The sequence below is a fragment of the Leclercia sp. M-A074-M genome, assembly GCF_965195605.1.
Taxonomy (GTDB): domain Bacteria; phylum Pseudomonadota; class Gammaproteobacteria; order Enterobacterales; family Enterobacteriaceae; genus Enterobacter.
In genome coordinates this window covers 1-15228 of the sequence record NZ_CBDAHM010000002.1, presented here as the reverse complement: position 1 = coordinate 15228, position 15228 = coordinate 1, and the positions used below count along the sequence as shown (strand labels likewise).

The window sequence follows — 15228 nt, the reverse complement described above, 5'->3', positions numbered from 1 at the left end:
AAGCCTCTTTCACAGGAGGCTTCAGGTATGTCCACACCAAGATTGACCCAGAAAGAGATGACGGAAAGCGAGCAGCGCGAACTGAAAACTCTGCTCGACCGCGCGCGTATCGCCCATGGCCGTCTGCTGACCAACGCCGAAACCAATCACCTCAAAAAAGAGTACATCGACAAACTGATGGCGCAGCGTGAGCTGGATGCCAAAAAAGCCCGCAAACTTCGAAAAGAGCAGGCTTATAAAGTAGATAAAGAGGCGACGTTTTCCTGGTCGGCGAATACCCCAACCCGTGGAAGGCGCTGATTAGCGCCCTTTCTTTTTACGGCCTGGCGACGTAAAGCGCTTTCCGTTTCCGGCAGGCTTCGCCCGGCTTTTCTCTTCCGATTGCGGAGCCTTAACCACCGGGCGTTTGATGCCCTGGGTTTTCGGTTTGGCTTTGGCTTTGGGTTTTGCTTCCGAGGATGAATTCTCAATCAGCTTAAAGAGCTCAATCAGTTCATCATCGGTCAGATCGCGCCACTCGCCCAGCGGGATGCCGGAGAGGCTGACGTTCATGATGCGCGTACGTTCCAGCTTCGTCACGTCGTAACCGAAATATTCGCACATGCGGCGGATCTGCCGGTTTAACCCCTGAACCAGGGTAATGCGGAACGCGAACGGCGCCTCTTTCTTCACCTTGCACTTTTTCGTCACCGTGCCGAGGATCGGAACGCCTGCCCCCATGCCGCGGATAAAGTCGTCCGTCACCGGTTTGTTAACCGTGACGATGTACTCTTTTTCGTGGTCGTTACCGGCACGCAGGATCTTGTTCACCAGATCGCCGTGGTTGGTGAGGAAAATCAACCCCTGGGAGTCTTTGTCCAGGCGGCCAATCGGGAAGATACGGCTGCTGTGGTTGACGAAATCCACGATGTTGTCACGCTCGCCATCTTCCGTGGTACTGACAATGCCAACCGGTTTATTCAGCGCGATAAACACCAGGTCTTCTGCGTTACGGGGCTCGATCGTTTGACCATTCACTTTGACCACATCGCCAGGAACGACCTGATCGCCAATGGTGGCGCGTTTACCGTTGATAAACACGTTGCCCTGTTCGATGTAACGATCAGCCTCGCGGCGCGAGCAGATCCCGCTCTCGCTAATGTATTTGTTTAATCGGGTGGATTGAGTTGGCAGCATAATTTCTCCTGTAGAGGCGAAATATACCTTAGGTTTCGGCTGGTAAAAAGATCAGCCTACCGTCACTGAGACAGGTTTCCCAAGTTTGCTGAGCATCATCACCAGGGTATCAAGAGTAAACTTGCTGGTTTTAAGATTCACGACATCTGACACACGCGGTCGTGAGACATTGAGCTTCTCCGCGGCGTCCGCCTGACGAAGGTTATGCTCAGCAATCCATGCTGAAATTTCTTGCATCAGCTGTCGTTTAAGCAGCAACAGTTGTTCGACTTCTTTCTGGGCATCCTCCTGCAGATGTTTAGATTCATGCTCGTTAAAGCCGAGTTCGGCAAAAATATTTGCCTCTGTAGGGGTGATATGGCGAATTTTACAATCAATGGCCTGACTCATTTTCCACTCCTTAGCTCCTCCATTACGCTCTGAAAACGCGCTTTCGCGATACGCTTATCGTGCTCGGATGTACGTCGGCTTTTTTTTATAAAACAGTGCAGGATATAAACAGCCTCTTCAAAACGGGCCAGGTAGAGGATACGGTAAGCCCCTGAACTACTGCGCAATCTGACTTCTTCCACGCCTCTGCCAATCTCTGTCATTGGCTTCCAGTCTGCCGCCTCTAACCCTGCCTGCAGGCGGTGCAACTGATAGCCAGCCTCCCGGCGGACCTCTTAGGGAAAACAGAGCAAATCATCGAACGCACTCCCTACCCAGGCTATCGGGCGCAGGGTCGGTCTTTCTGGCAGCATAACACATCCCTGTATAAAATTTTATACATATCATCCATGGCATAACATTAAACCAGGCGATGTGTTTACTCACGCCTCGCCGCTCCGTTCTGCGAGGCGCTTTCCAGATCAATACTCATCCCGATCATCGTCCTCATCCGGCTGCTCCATGACGCTGTAAGCCACCGCGCAGAACAGGGAGTTAAGGCGCTTCATGTCGCCAAGCAGCCCCAGGTGCAGGGAGCTGGTCTCAATGCTTTGCACGTTCTGCTGGTGCAGACGGTCAACGTGCGCGTGGGAATAGCGACGGTTGAGAATACGGAACCGGTGTTTATTACGGCGCAGACGGCGGGCGCTGGGTACGTCGCCGGAGAAAAAGACCGACATCGCCAGCTTAAGGTTAGCGAGCAGCTGATCGTGCAGTGCGTCCAGCTCTTTAACCCCTTCCAGGGAGAATGCCCGGCGGGCCGCCAGCGATTTGTCGGCGATTTCGCTCCCCATGCGCTCGACGATATCGGAGGCCTGCTCCAGGTTGAGCGACATTTCGATGATCTCCGCCCAGCGGCGGGACTCCTCTTCCGCCAGCTCATCTTTTGGCATCCGCGCCAGATAGAGTTTGATGGCGGTATAGAGCACGTTGATATCGTCGGCGAGTTTACGCAGCGCTTTCTCTTCCCGCGGCTCGCCATGCACCACCTTTTTCAGCCCCTCCAGCATTAACTCCATTGCATCGCCCATGCGCAGCGTTTCGCGGGCGGCATTGGCCAGTGCCAGCGCCGGGGTATCCAACGCGCTGGTATCAAGATGTTTCGGTTTCAGACGGGTATCAAGCTCCGGTTCATCACGGATGATACGTTCACAGAAGCGCGCCATTGGCCCAGCAAAGGGCACCATCGCCACGCAGCGCACCAGGTTATAGAAGACGTGGAAGTAGATGACCATCTCCGATTCCGGCAGCGACAGGTTATCCATCAGGTCCGCCAGCGGCTTAACGAACGGCAGAATAATCAGGCTTCCCACCAGCTTAAACAGCAGGCTGCCAAGCGCTACGCGGCGCGCTGCGGCATTGGCGGCGCTGTTGTTTAGTACCGCCAGCAGGCCGGAGCCAAGGTTCGCACCAATCACCAGACAGAGGGCGACCGGGAAGGAGATGATCCCCGCCGCGGTCAGGGTCGCGGTTAACAGTACCGCCGCCAGGCTGGAGTAGCTGATAAGCGCAAACACCGCACCAATCAACGCATCCAGCATGATGTCGCCGGTCAGCGAAGCGAAGATAACCTGGACGCCGCTCGCCTGCGTAATGGGGGTGACGGCCTGAACGATCAGCTCCAGGGCCAGCAGAATCAGCCCAAGGCCGATCCCCACGCGCCCCAGCTGTCCGGCCCGGGTCTGCTTACGGCCAAGGAAAAATATCACGCCGATAAAGATCAGCAGCGGCGACAGCCAGGAGAGATCAAAGGTCAATACCCGCGCCATCAGCGCGGTCCCTACATCGGCACCGAGAACAATCACCAGCGCAGGCGTCAGCGCCACCAGATCCTGGGCCACAAACGAGGTGACCAGCATGGTGGTGGCATTACTGCTTTGCACCAGCGCGGTGACGCCAATGCCTGCACAGAACGCGAGCGGCTTTTTCTCAACGCTGCGGCTGAGAACGGTACGTAAGCGGGCGCCAAAAACGCGCATTACGCCGGTACGGACAATATGGGTGCCCCAGACCAGCAACGCCCCGGCAGAAAGCAGATGTAGCAGAGTCAGCACGGATACAGGTTCTCCTTTTCGTTATGCGTTGTCCTGAGGCTCATTGCGCGCGGTAGTGCCGGATGGCGGCTACGCCTTATCCGGCCTACGTTGTGGCGCGGATCGCTGAGCCTTCTTCCAGTATAAGGGCTTAAATGTAAGAAAGAGACAGGGCACCCATTGGGTGCCCTGTTTGTTGTAAGGAAACGTGACGTGAGCCGGGCCCTGACCGTCGGCGGCGCAGTCAGGTCAGTCGGCGTCGTAGCCGAGGTTTGGCGCTAACCAGCGCTCCACCTCCGCCACGCTCATCCCTTTACGCAGGGCATAATCTTCCACCTGGTCACGCTGGATCTGCGCCACGGCGAAGTATTTGCTGTCAGGGTGACTGAAGTACCAGCCGGAAACCGATGCACCCGGCCACATGGCGAAGGACTCGGTGAGCTTCATGCCGGTATGGGTTTCGACATCCAGAAGCTGCCAGATAGTGCCTTTCTCGGTATGCTCCGGGCAGGCCGGGTAGCCTGGCGCCGGACGGATCCCCTGGTAGTTCTCGCGGATCAGATCCTCATTGCTGAGATTCTCAGTAGGCGCGTAACCCCAGTGCACCTTACGCACCCGCTCGTGCAGGTATTCCGCAAAAGCCTCTGCCAGACGGTCGGCAATCGCTTTGATCATGATTTTGTTGTAATCATCATGCTGCGCTTCGTAGGCATCCGCCAGCGCGTCCTCCTCCAGCCCGCCGGTCACGGCGAAGGCACCGATGTAGTCCGCTTTACCGCTCAGCTTCGGCGCGACGAAATCGGCCAGGCAGTAGTTGGCAAACCCGACCTTCTCGGTCTGCTGACGCAGATGATGGCTTACGGTCAGCACATGAGTACGCGTCTCATCGCGATAAATTTCGATGTCGTCGCCCACGCGGTTCGCCGGGAACAGCCCCACCACGCCGCGCGGGTTGAGGGTTTTCTCGGCGCTGAGCTTGTCGAGCAGGTCGTTGGCGTCTTTAAACAGGCGCTTCGCCTCCTCGCCTACCACCTCATCTTCCAGAATACGCGGGTACTTCCCGGCCAGCGACCAGGTCATAAAGAACGGCGTCCAGTCGATATAGTTACGCAGGGTCTCGATGCTGGCCGTCACCTCCTGCACGCCCAGGCGATGGGCGACCGGCGGCGTATAGCTCGACCAGTCAAAGGCCAGGTCGTTATCCCGCGCCGCAGCCAGCGTTACCGGCGGGGTACGCGGCTTTTTACGCCCGTGCTGAATGCGCACCGTTTCATACTCTTTGCGGGTTCTGGCAACAAAGTCGTCGCGCTGGGTTTCGGACAGCAGCGCCGAAACCACGCCAACCGTGCGCGAGGCGTTCTGCACGTAGACCGTCGGCCCGCTGTAGTTCTGCTCAATCTTCACCGCGGTATGCGCTTTTGAGGTGGTCGCCCCGCCAATGAGCAGCGGAAGGGTAAAGCCCTGGCGCTCCATCTCTTTTGCCACGTTGACCATCTCATCCAGCGACGGGGTGATCAGTCCGGAAAGGCCAATCAGATCGGCATTCACTTCGCGTGCGGTTTTGAGGATTTTCTCCGCCGGCACCATCACGCCCAGATCGATAATCTCGTAGTTATTACACTGCAGCACCACGCCGACGATGTTTTTGCCGATATCATGCACGTCGCCTTTTACGGTGGCGATGACCATCTTGCCGTTACTGGAGCCCTTCTCTTTGCTGGCTTCGATAAACGGCTCCAGATACGCTACAGCCTGCTTCATTACGCGGGCGGATTTCACCACCTGCGGCAGGAACATTTTGCCCTCGCCGAACAGATCGCCAACCACGTTCATGCCGTCCATCAGCGGCCCTTCGATCACTTCAATCGGGCGCGTGGCCTGCTGGCGGGCCTCTTCGGTATCCTGCTCGATAAACTCGGTGATCCCTTTTACCAGCGAATATTCGAGGCGTTTTTTCACATCCCAGGTACGCCACTCCGCCTGCTGAACGTTGGCGCTGTCATCAGCTTTGCTGCCGCGATACTTTTCGGCCAGCTCCAGCATGCGCTCGGTGGCGTCGTCGCGGCGATTCAGGATCACATCCTCAACCGCGTCGCGCAGCTCCAGTGGCAGGTCGTCATAAATCGCCAGCTGGCCAGCGTTGACGATCCCCATGTCCATCCCGTTGCGGATGGCGTAGTAGAGGAATACGGCGTGGATCGCTTCACGTACCGGGTCGTTGCCGCGGAACGAGAACGACACGTTCGAGACACCGCCGGAGATCAGCGCATGCGGCAGCTCACGTTTGATGTCTTCACACGCGCCGATAAAGTCCTGGGCGTAGTTATTGTGCTCTTCAATCCCGGTGGCGACGGCGAAGATGTTCGGGTCAAAGATGATGTCTTCCGGCGGGAAGCCGACCTCTTCGGTCAAAATCTGGTATGCGCGGCGGCAAATCTCAATTTTGCGCTCACGGGTATCCGCCTGGCCCACTTCGTCAAAGGCCATCACCACCACGGCGGCACCGTAGCGGCGCACCATCTTCGCGTGATGGATAAAGGGCTCAACCCCCTCTTTCATGGAGATGGAGTTAACAATCCCCTTACCCTGAATGCACTTCAGCCCTTTTTCGATCACTTCCCACTTCGAGGAGTCGATCATAATCGGCACGCGGGCAATGTCCGGCTCACCGGCGATCAGGTTGAGGAAACGCACCATCGCCGCTTCGGCGTCGAGCATCCCCTCATCCATGTTGATATCAATAATCTGCGCCCCGCTCTCAACCTGCTGGCGGGCAACGTCCAGCGCTTCGCTGTACTTCTCTTCTTTGATCAGGCGTTTGAACTTCGCGGAGCCGGTCACGTTGGTACGTTCGCCAACGTTCACAAACAGACTCTCATCGCCAATGTTCAGCGGCTCAAGACCAGACAGTCGACAGGCCACCGGCAGGTCGGGGAGCTTACGTGGTGCCAGGCCCGCCACCGCGTTGCTCATGGCAGCAATGTGCTCTGGCGTGGTGCCGCAGCAGCCGCCGACGATATTCAGGAACCCGGATTCAGCCCACTCGCGGATCTGCGCCGCCATGGTGGCGGCATCGAGATCGTACTCACCAAATGCGTTTGGCAGACCGGCATTCGGGTGGGCAGTGACGTAGCACTCCGCGATGCGCGACAGCTCCCGCACATACTGGCGCAGTTCGTCCGGCCCCAGCGCACAGTTCAGACCAAAGGTCAGCGCATCGGCGTGGCGCAGGGAGTTATAAAAGGCTTCGGTCGTCTGCCCGGAAAGGGTACGGCCAGAGGCATCGGTGATGGTGCCGGAGATCATAATCGGCAGGTCGACACCCAGGGCTTCGAACTCCTCTTTCACCGCGTAGATGGCGGCTTTGGCGTTGAGCGTATCGAAGACCGTTTCAATCATGATCAGATCGACACCGCCTTCCACCAGCGCTTTGGTGGACTCGCGGTACGCGGTCACCAGCTGGTCAAAGGTGATATTACGAAAAGCCGGATCGTTCACATCCGGCGAGATAGAGGCGGTGCGGTTGGTCGGGCCAAGTACGCCCGCCACATAGCGCGGTTTCTCTGGCGTGCGGGCCGTCCACTCATCGGCGCAGGCGCGGGCCAGCTTCGCTGCCTCGTAGTTGATCTCCGCCGACAGGGATTCCATCTCGTAATCCGCCATGGCGATGGTTGTCGAGTTAAAGGTGTTGGTTTCAACGATATCCGCACCCGCCTCGAAATAGGCGTAGTGAATGGCGGCGATAATCTCTGGCTTGCTGAGTACCAGCAGGTCATTGTTACCTTTCAGATCGCAGGGCCAGTCGGCGAAACGGTCGCCGCGAAAGTCGTCTTCACTCAGACGATAGCTCTGGATCATGGTGCCCATACCGCCATCCAGTACCAGAATGCGTTCATTTAACTGCGCACGCAGTTGATCTACTTTGCTGCTCACACTTGCTCCCGACAACGCTCAACCAGGCCAAAAGGCCAGCAGTCCATACTGGCATAATCTTGCTAAGGGGAAAAGTCACACCGCGGTAACATGAGACATGTTCAGCATGACTCATCCGATCAGTCAGGATAACGGTTGCAAAACATCCAAATAAAACGAAAATGATTTCCACGATACAGAAAAAAGGAGCCTGCCATGGTCGCCACCGTTCCCGCTAAACGCGGCAGAAAACCCGCCGCCGCGACCGCCCAGGCGGGCGGTCAAGTCCAGTCCCTGACACGGGGGTTAAAGCTCCTTGAATGGATAGCCGAGTCGCACAGCAGCGTGGCGCTAACGGAGCTGGCCCAGCAGGCAGGTCTGCCAAACTCCACCACCCATCGCCTGCTGACCACTATGCAGCAGTTGGGCTTTGTTCGTCAGGTGGGCGAGCTCGGGCACTGGTCCGTGGGTGCCCACGCGTTTATTGTCGGCAGCAGCTTTTTGCAGAGCCGTAACCTGCTCGCCATTGTCCATCCGATCCTGCGCAAGCTGATGGAAGACTCCGGCGAGACGGTCAACCTGGCGGTGCTCGATCAGAGCGATCACCAGGCGATTATTATCGACCAGGTGCAGTGTACCCAACTGATGCGCATGTCGGCCCCGATTGGCGGCAAGCTGCCGATGCACGCCTCCGGGGCGGGAAAAGCGTTTTTATCCCAGCTCAGCGAAGAGCAGGTAACGGGTCTGCTGCACCGCAAAGGTTTACACGCCTATACCCATGCCACGCTGGTATCACCGGTCCATCTGAAAGAGGATTTAGCCCTGACGCGCAAGCGTGGCTACTCCTTCGATGATGAAGAGCATGCTCTCGGCCTGCGCTGTATTGCCGCCTGCATTTATGATGAGCACCGCGAGCCGTTTGCCGCTATCTCCATCTCCGGGCCTATCTCACGCATGACCGACGACCGGGTGACAGAGCTGGGAGCGCTGGTGATTAAGGCGGCGAAAGAGGTGACGCTGGCGTATGGTGGGATTCGTTAAGTCTTCAATGCCCGGCGGCGCTACGCTTGCACGGGCCTACAAAACTCTGTAGGCCGGATAAGGCGCAGCCGCCACCCGGCGTTAAGCCGCATACTTCACGCTAAACCGCTGCTTACGCCGGTAAGCATAAACATCTTCCACATGCCCGTTCTTAATGCGGGTCTGCAGGCCACGCCAGTAATCGGCGCGAAACAGATCGGCATGCATCTCTTCAAACAGAGCTCCGATACGCGGGTCAGCGCATAACCAGTGGCGAAACTCCTCCGGGAAGACATCCCCCGGCGAGACGCTGTACCACGGCTCGCTGGCGAGCTCATCTTCCGGGTAGCGCGGCGGCGGGATTTCACGAAAATTCACTTCCGTCATGTAGCAGATTTCGTCGTAGTCATAGAATACGACCCGCCCGTGACGGGTGACGCCAAAGTTTTTAAACAGCATGTCGCCCGGGAAGATATTGGCTGCCGCCAGCTGCCGGATGGCATTGCCGTACTCTTCAATCGCATCGTGCAGCGCCTGCCCCTCTGACTGCTCCAGCCAGATATTGAGCGGCACCATGCGCCGTTCAATGTAGAGATGGCTGATGACGATTTTATCCCCCAGATCGCTGATTTTTTCTGGCGCTTCCTGGAGCAACAGCGCCATCAGCTGCGGCGCAATCTGTCGCTTATCGAGAACAAAATTCTCAAACTCCTGGGTATCCGCCATGCGCCCGACGCGATCGTGCTCCTTAACCAGCTGGTAGCAGGCGCGCACATGGGCGGCAGACATCTCTTTCTGCGGGGCGAATTTATCCTTTATCACCTTAAACACCCGGTCAAAACCCGGCAGGGTAAAGACCAGCATCACCATGCCGCGAATGCCTGGCGCCTCGATAAACTGCTCATCCGCATGGGTGATATAGTGCAGATATTCCCGGTAGCTCTCGGTTTTCGCATGTTTCTGGCACCCTATCGCCATATACAACTCAGCGGTGGTTTTACCGGGCAGGATCTCACGCAGCCACTCCACCAGCGCGCCTGGCAGGGGGGCGTAAACCATAAAGTAGGAACGGGCGAAGCCGAAAACAATGCTCGCTTCGGCGCTGGTAGTCAGGCAGGTATCCACCACCAGTTCACCTTCATCGCTGCGGTGAATGGGCAGTAAAAACGGCAGCGTGGCGCCCGGGGTAATCAGTTTCCCCACCAGCCAGGCGGCTTTGTTGCGGTAGAAAAGTTCGTTAGCCACCTGCAGATGGCAGTTGCGCAGGTTGTCTGCACCGAGCGTTTCGCAAAGATGGGCGATGATATACCCGACATCTCGAGGGCGATTTTGCCACGGCAGGCGCAGGGGAAGGTCGGCTAACACTTTGGTTAACAACGCCTCCCATCCCTGTTCAGGATAGAAATCTTTCGCCAGCGGACGCGGCAGGGTGCGGAAACGTTGCCCCGGCTGAGAGCTGAAAATAAAAAGCCGCTCCGGTGACAGCGAGCGGTGATCAAACAGCCGACAGTAGACGGAGTTAAAAAAGCTTTCTGCAATCTCATAGCGCGGATAGTCCGGCATAAGCTGGGTGTAATGGCTTTTCACCCGCAGCAAAAAAGCGGCATTGATATCGATGCTGCCGGTGATGCAGCGCAGCTGCTCTACCACCAGACCCACATGATGATCGTAGAGATGAATACGCTGTTTCATGGCCTGCTGCACGGCGTGCCAGTCTGCCTGCTCGAAGCGCTGCTGCGCCCCGCCCGTCACTTCCAGAAAACGGCCATACTGAGCATCAAAGCCCTGCAAAATGGTCTGCGCAATCAGCAATTCCAGGCCACGCGACATAGATGTCCCTCACCCCAGGAAACAGAACCGTAGGCCCGGTAAGCGCAGCGCCACCGGGCGTTTCCGTTATCAGAACTGCGCTTCTTCGGTCGACCCGGTCAGGGCGGTGACGGAGGAGGCACCGCCCTGAATGATGGTGGTCACTCTGTCGAAGTAGCCTGTTCCCACCTCCTGCTGGTGCGAGACGAAGGTATAGCCCTTTTGGCTTGCCGCGAACTCCGGCTGCTGGACCTTCTCGACGTAGTGCTTCATGCCCTCGCCCTGCGCGTAGGCGTGCGCCAGGTCGAACATGTTGAACCACATGCTGTGAATGCCGGCCAGGGTGATGAACTGGTATTTGTAGCCCATCTCCGACAGTTCCTGCTGGAAGCTGGCGATCGTTTTATCATCCAGGTTTTTCTGCCAGTTAAAGGAGGGCGAGCAGTTGTAAGCCAGCAGCTTGCCCGGGTATTTCGCATGGATGGCATCGGCAAAGCGTTTCGCCAGCGCCAGATCCGGGGTGGAGGTTTCGCACCACACCAGGTCAGCATAGGGGGCATACGCCAGACCGCGGCTGATCGCCTGCTCAATGCCGGCATGGGTACGGTAGAACCCTTCGCTGGTGCGTTCGCCGGTAATAAACTGGCTATCGTAAGGGTCGCAGTCAGAGGTGATCAAATCCGCAGCATCGGCATCGGTACGGGCAATCACCAGCGTCGGGACGCCCATGACGTCAGCGGCCAGACGGGCAGCAACCAGTTTCTGGATCGCCTCCTGAGTCGGAACCAGCACTTTGCCGCCCATGTGTCCACACTTCTTCACGGAGGCCAGCTGATCTTCGAAATGGACAGCCGCTGCACCGGCTTCAATCATCGTTTTCATCAGCTCAAAGGCATTCAGAACCCCACCAAAGCCCGCCTCGGCGTCGGCCACAATCGGCAGGAAGTAATCTACGAAGCGCGGATCGTTTGGCTCAATACCGGATGCCCACTGGATCTGATCCGCACGACGGAAGGTATTGTTGATTCGCTCCACCACGGCCGGGACGGAATTCGCCGGATAGAGGGACTGATCCGGGTACATGCTGGACGCGAGGTTGGCATCTGCCGCCACCTGCCAGCCTGACAGATAGACCGCTTCAATGCCCGCTTTCGCCTGCTGCAACGCCTGGCCACCGGTCAGCGCGCCGAGGCTGTTGATGTAGCCTTTCTTCGACTCGCCGTGCAGCAGACGCCACATTTTGGCGGCACCCAGCTGCGCCAGGGTGCATTCCGGGTTTACCGAGCCGCGCAACTTCACCACATCCTCAGCGCTATAAGGGCGTTCAATGCCTTCCCAGCGCGGCTGAGTCCACTCGTTCTGTAATGCTTCGATCTGTTGGGTACGGGTTTTCATGTGCAGATGCTCCATATTGTTATGTGGTGAAATCAGGCCAGCAGGCGGTAGCCCGGCAGCGTCAGGAAGTCGATTAAGTCATCTGAGGTGGTGATCTGTTCCATCAGGCGCGCGGCGGCGTCGAAGCGGCCGCTGCTGAAGCGGTGCTCGCCCAGCTCTTCCTGAATGTTCAGCATCTCTTCCGACAGCATCTGGCGGAACAGGGCTTTGGTGACGGGCTTGCCGTTGCTGAGCGTTTTCTGATGATGGATCCACTGCCAGATAGAGGTGCGGGAGATCTCGGCGGTGGCGGCATCCTCCATCAGACCGTAAATCGGTACACAGCCGTTACCGGAGATCCACGCTTCGATGTACTGGACGGCTACGCGGATGTTGGCGCGCATCCCCTCTTCGGTGCGCTCGCCCTCGCACGGCTCGAGGAGCTGTGCAGCGGTAACGGGCGCATCATCTTCGCGGGTTACGTGCAGCTGGTTTTTGTTATCGCCCAGGATGCGGTTGAACACCTCCATGGCGGTATCTGCCAGGCCGGGGTGCGCCACCCACGTGCCGTCATGGCCGTTGCTGGCTTCCAGCTCTTTATCGGCCTTCACTTTATTCAGCACCTGGGTGTTACGTTCGCTGTCTTTGCTGGGAATAAACGCTGCCATTCCGCCCATCGCGAAGGCGCCGCGTTTGTGGCAGGTTTTGATCAGCAGACGCGAATAGGCATTGAGGAAAGATTTATCCATCGTCACCACCTGACGATCGGGCAGAACGCGATCCGGGTGGTTCTTCAGAGTCTTGATGTAGCTGAAGATGTAATCCCAGCGGCCACAGTTCAGGCCAACAATGTGGTCACGCAGGGCATGCAGAATCTCATCCATCTGGAAGACCGCAGGCAACGTTTCAATCAGCAGCGTGGCCTTGATGGTGCCGCGCGGCAGTTCAAAACGGTCCTCAGTGTAACTAAAGACCTCACTCCACCAGGCCGCTTCCTGCCATGACTGCGTTTTTGGCAGATAGAAGTAAGGTCCGCTGCCTTTTGCCAGCAGGTTTTTATGGTTATGGAAGAAGTAGAGCGCAAAATCGAACAGGCTGCCGGGGATCGCCTCATTGTTCCAGGTGACATGCTTTTCTGGTAAATGCAGGCCACGTACGCGGCAAACCAGTACCGCCGGGTTGGGCTTAAGCTGGTAGATTTTGCCCGCTTCGTTGGTGTGGCTGATGGTGCCATCAACCGCATCACGCAGGTTGATCTGCCCATCAATCACTTTATTCCAGTCGGGTGCCAGTGAATCTTCAAAATCGGCCATAAAGACCTTCACATTGGCGTTCAGCGCGTTGATCACCATCTTGCGTTCTACCGGGCCGGTGATTTCAACGCGTCGGTCCTGCAGATCCTGCGGGATACCGCGGATCGTCCAGTTCCCTTCTCGAATGGAAGCAGTTTCCGAAATAAAGTCAGGCAGCTTGCCGTTATCAATGTCTTGCTGCTGCTGAATGCGTGCCGCCAGTAATTTATTGCGTTTTGGCGTGAAGCGGGTCACCAGCTCGGTAAGGAACTCTACGGCATCGGCGGTCAGGATCTGCTTCTCCTGCTCACCATGCGGTTGAGTAAAGGACAGTTCATCGATAATGGTTGCCTGTTGATTCATTGCGCTGCTCCTCGTCATTGATCCGAATTTTTTTCCCCCACGCGAACGAAAGATCCTTGTGTAGTTTTCGTTCAGCAGAGTTAAGACTACCTCGCTCTACGATAAAATCAAAAACAATTTCCATTTTTAATTAAAATGCTATGTAACTTACTGATAAAGATAGGTTTAAAAATATATCTACAGACGGAGTGAATTTCGGAAATAAAAAAGGCACCCAAAGGTGCCTTAACTGGAGAGCTGAAACGCTACAGGATGAGGATCGTCAGAAGATTAATCCAGCGTCGGATTCATGTGGCGCAGATCGTACGGCGTGATCTGATAGACGTAGTAGTTAAGCCAGTTGGTAAACAGCAGATTGCCGTGGCTGCGCCAGGTGGCACGCGGTTTGTTTTGCGGATCGTTTTGCGGGAAATAGTTGTACGGTACGTCCGGATTTAAACCCGCTTCCACATCGCGGAAATATTCGCTCGCCAGGGTATCGGGATCGTATTCCGGATGACCGGTGACAAAGGCAATACGCTTGTCTTTGCTGGCAAACAGATAGGCATCGCCCTCTTCGGTTTCCGCGAGGATCTCAAGATCGGTGTAGTCACGAATCAATGCAGCCGGGAAATCGGCATAGCGCGAATGCGGCGCCAGGAAGGAGTCATCAAACCCGCGAGTCAGCAGCGCATGAGGATGCAGAATATGATGCTCATAGACACCAGAGAGCTTTTCGGTACGGGTTTGTTTAGGGATGCCGTACAGAATGTTGAGCGCCGCCTGGACCGCCCAGCAGACGAACAGGGTTGAAGTGACATGATCTTTGGCCCACTCCAGCACCTGCTTGATTTGCGGCCAGTAGGCCACGTCGTTGAATTCAACCAGGCCAAGCGGCGCACCGGTAACGATCAAGCCATCAAAGTTTTCGTTACGGATATCTTCAAAGTTGCAGTAGAAGTTATTGAGATGCTCAGAAGGCGTGTTACGGGACTCGCGCGCATCAATACGCAGCAGCTGAATATCGACCTGCAGCGGGGAGTTTGAGAGCAAGCGGAGGAACTGATTTTCCGTCTCAATCTTCTTTGGCATCAGATTCAGGATAAGCACCTTCAGAGGGCGAATTTCCTGACCTGTAGCGCGCGAAGCCGTCATGACAAAGACATTTTCTTCACGCAAGAAATTGACGGCTGGTAGCTCGTCCTGCACCCGAATCGGCATAACTTTACATCCTCACAGCATACGTATAAACGTTTAGACATCCAGATAGCTGACAATAACCAGGAATCGGGAAAATGTCGAGTCTGCATGTGAAAGGTGAGAAAGTTTCAAGAAAGGGATAGCCGTAGGCCGGGTAAGGCGAAGCCGCCACCCGGCTTTTTTAACGCCCAACGCAAAAAGCCCATCCGTGAGGATGGGCTTTCGGCTTTAATTGATGCCTGGCAGTTCCCTACTCTCGCATGGGGAGACCCCACACTACCATCGGCGCTACGGCGTTTCACTTCTGAGTTCGGCATGGGGTCAGGTGGGACCACCGCGCTACAGCCGCCAGGCAAATTCTTGGTGCTCTGTACGCAATACTTTATCGCATCAGCCGCGTTGGCTGCGCTCGTAAAGTCAGTCACATACTTCAGTATGCTCCTTTCTTTCCTTCGCTTGCCGCCTTGCTGCTGCGCAAACTATTGTGTACTTAACTCTGAATCAATGCTGAAAATCTCTCAAANCCACCGAAACAGCTTCGGCGTTGTAAGGTTAAGCCTCACGGTTCATTAGTACCGGTTAGCTCAACGCATCGCTGCGCTTACACACCCGGCCTATCAACGTCGTCGTCTTCAACGTTC

At 56.4% G+C, this 15228-nt stretch carries 10 protein-coding genes, 2 rRNA genes and 1 pseudogene; 2 read left to right on the top strand and 11 right to left on the bottom strand.

Translation table 11 applies throughout. The annotated features are described in order from the left end of the window. The first annotated feature begins 27 nt into the window (after window positions 1-27). On the top strand, window positions 28-300 hold the full coding sequence (locus tag ACOKCT_RS03755; protein ID WP_103177828.1) for a DUF3811 domain-containing protein: 273 nt from the start codon (window positions 28-30) through the stop codon (window positions 298-300). On the opposite strand, the gene rluF is transcribed toward ACOKCT_RS03755, so the two are convergent. From rluF to metH, 5 genes and pseudogenes are all read right to left on the bottom strand, one after another. Next, entirely contained in the window at window positions 301-1176 is an 876-nt protein-coding gene (gene rluF, locus ACOKCT_RS03750) for a 23S rRNA pseudouridine(2604) synthase RluF (protein ID WP_103177827.1), read from the bottom strand. 51 nt (window positions 1177-1227) lie between these two features. Continuing rightward, window positions 1228-1566, bottom strand: coding sequence for a helix-turn-helix domain-containing protein (locus ACOKCT_RS03745; RefSeq protein WP_103177826.1), 339 nt, complete (start codon window positions 1564-1566; stop codon window positions 1228-1230). Further along, window positions 1563-1919: pseudogene (locus ACOKCT_RS03740) on the bottom strand (type II toxin-antitoxin system RelE/ParE family toxin). Before ACOKCT_RS03740 ends, ACOKCT_RS03745 begins: the two are co-directional and overlap by 4 nt. A gap of 108 nt (window positions 1920-2027) precedes the next feature. Then, window positions 2028-3659: a Na/Pi cotransporter family protein gene (locus ACOKCT_RS03735; protein ID WP_420193177.1), complete on the bottom strand. Its 1632-nt coding sequence runs from the start codon at window positions 3657-3659 to the stop codon at window positions 2028-2030. Between the two features lie 228 nt (window positions 3660-3887). Continuing rightward, a complete protein-coding gene (metH, locus tag ACOKCT_RS03730) occupies window positions 3888-7571 on the bottom strand; it encodes a methionine synthase (protein ID WP_103177823.1) in 3684 nt (1227 codons plus the stop codon). Window positions 7572-7766: 195 nt separating this feature from the next. Here metH and iclR point away from each other — a divergent pair, with 195 nt between their 5' ends. Beyond that, the gene (gene iclR, locus ACOKCT_RS03725) at window positions 7767-8591 is read left to right on the top strand and encodes a glyoxylate bypass operon transcriptional repressor IclR (RefSeq protein ID WP_103177822.1); all 825 of its coding nucleotides are present in this window, start codon (window positions 7767-7769) and stop codon (window positions 8589-8591) included. An 81-nt stretch (window positions 8592-8672) separates the two neighbouring features. Here the strand turns inward: iclR and aceK are convergent, their stop codons facing one another. The 6 genes from aceK to ACOKCT_RS03695 all read right to left on the bottom strand — a co-directional run. Beyond that, window positions 8673-10400 (bottom strand): bifunctional isocitrate dehydrogenase kinase/phosphatase, encoded by a 1728-nt coding sequence (gene aceK / locus ACOKCT_RS03720; protein WP_156653714.1) that lies wholly within the window; start codon window positions 10398-10400, stop codon window positions 8673-8675. A 69-nt stretch (window positions 10401-10469) separates the two neighbouring features. Further along, entirely contained in the window at window positions 10470-11774 is a 1305-nt protein-coding gene (aceA, locus tag ACOKCT_RS03715; RefSeq protein ID WP_420193176.1) for an isocitrate lyase, read from the bottom strand. 32 nt (window positions 11775-11806) lie between these two features. After that, on the bottom strand, window positions 11807-13408 hold the full coding sequence (gene aceB / locus ACOKCT_RS03710; RefSeq protein ID WP_103177819.1) for a malate synthase A: 1602 nt from the start codon (window positions 13406-13408) through the stop codon (window positions 11807-11809). A gap of 270 nt (window positions 13409-13678) precedes the next feature. Continuing rightward, window positions 13679-14608 carry a homoserine O-acetyltransferase MetA gene (gene metA, locus ACOKCT_RS03705; protein ID WP_103177818.1) on the bottom strand — a complete coding sequence of 310 codons (930 nt, stop codon included), beginning with the start codon at window positions 14606-14608 and terminating at the stop codon, window positions 13679-13681. A gap of 216 nt (window positions 14609-14824) precedes the next feature. After that, window positions 14825-14940: ribosomal RNA gene (gene rrf / locus ACOKCT_RS03700) — 5S ribosomal RNA — on the bottom strand. Between the two features lie 195 nt (window positions 14941-15135). Continuing rightward, window positions 15136-15228: ribosomal RNA gene (locus ACOKCT_RS03695) — 23S ribosomal RNA — on the bottom strand; the annotation flags it as partial.

What these genes read in the sequence shown, in the direction of transcription:
- ACOKCT_RS03755 (WP_103177828.1), top strand. Translation starts at nt 28, where the DNA reads ATGTCCACACCAAGATTGACCCAGAAAGAGATGACGGAAAGCGAGCAG.
- rluF (WP_103177827.1), bottom strand. Translation starts at nt 1,176, where the DNA reads ATGCTGCCAACTCAATCCACCCGATTAAACAAATACATTAGCGAGAGC.
- ACOKCT_RS03745 (WP_103177826.1), bottom strand. Translation starts at nt 1,566, where the DNA reads ATGAGTCAGGCCATTGATTGTAAAATTCGCCATATCACCCCTACAGAG.
- iclR (WP_103177822.1), top strand. Translation starts at nt 7,767, where the DNA reads ATGGTCGCCACCGTTCCCGCTAAACGCGGCAGAAAACCCGCCGCCGCG.
- aceK (WP_156653714.1), bottom strand. Translation starts at nt 10,400, where the DNA reads ATGTCGCGTGGCCTGGAATTGCTGATTGCGCAGACCATTTTGCAGGGC.
- aceA (WP_420193176.1), bottom strand. Translation starts at nt 11,774, where the DNA reads ATGAAAACCCGTACCCAACAGATCGAAGCATTACAGAACGAGTGGACT.
- aceB (WP_103177819.1), bottom strand. Translation starts at nt 13,408, where the DNA reads ATGAATCAACAGGCAACCATTATCGATGAACTGTCCTTTACTCAACCG.
- metA (WP_103177818.1), bottom strand. Translation starts at nt 14,608, where the DNA reads ATGCCGATTCGGGTGCAGGACGAGCTACCAGCCGTCAATTTCTTGCGT.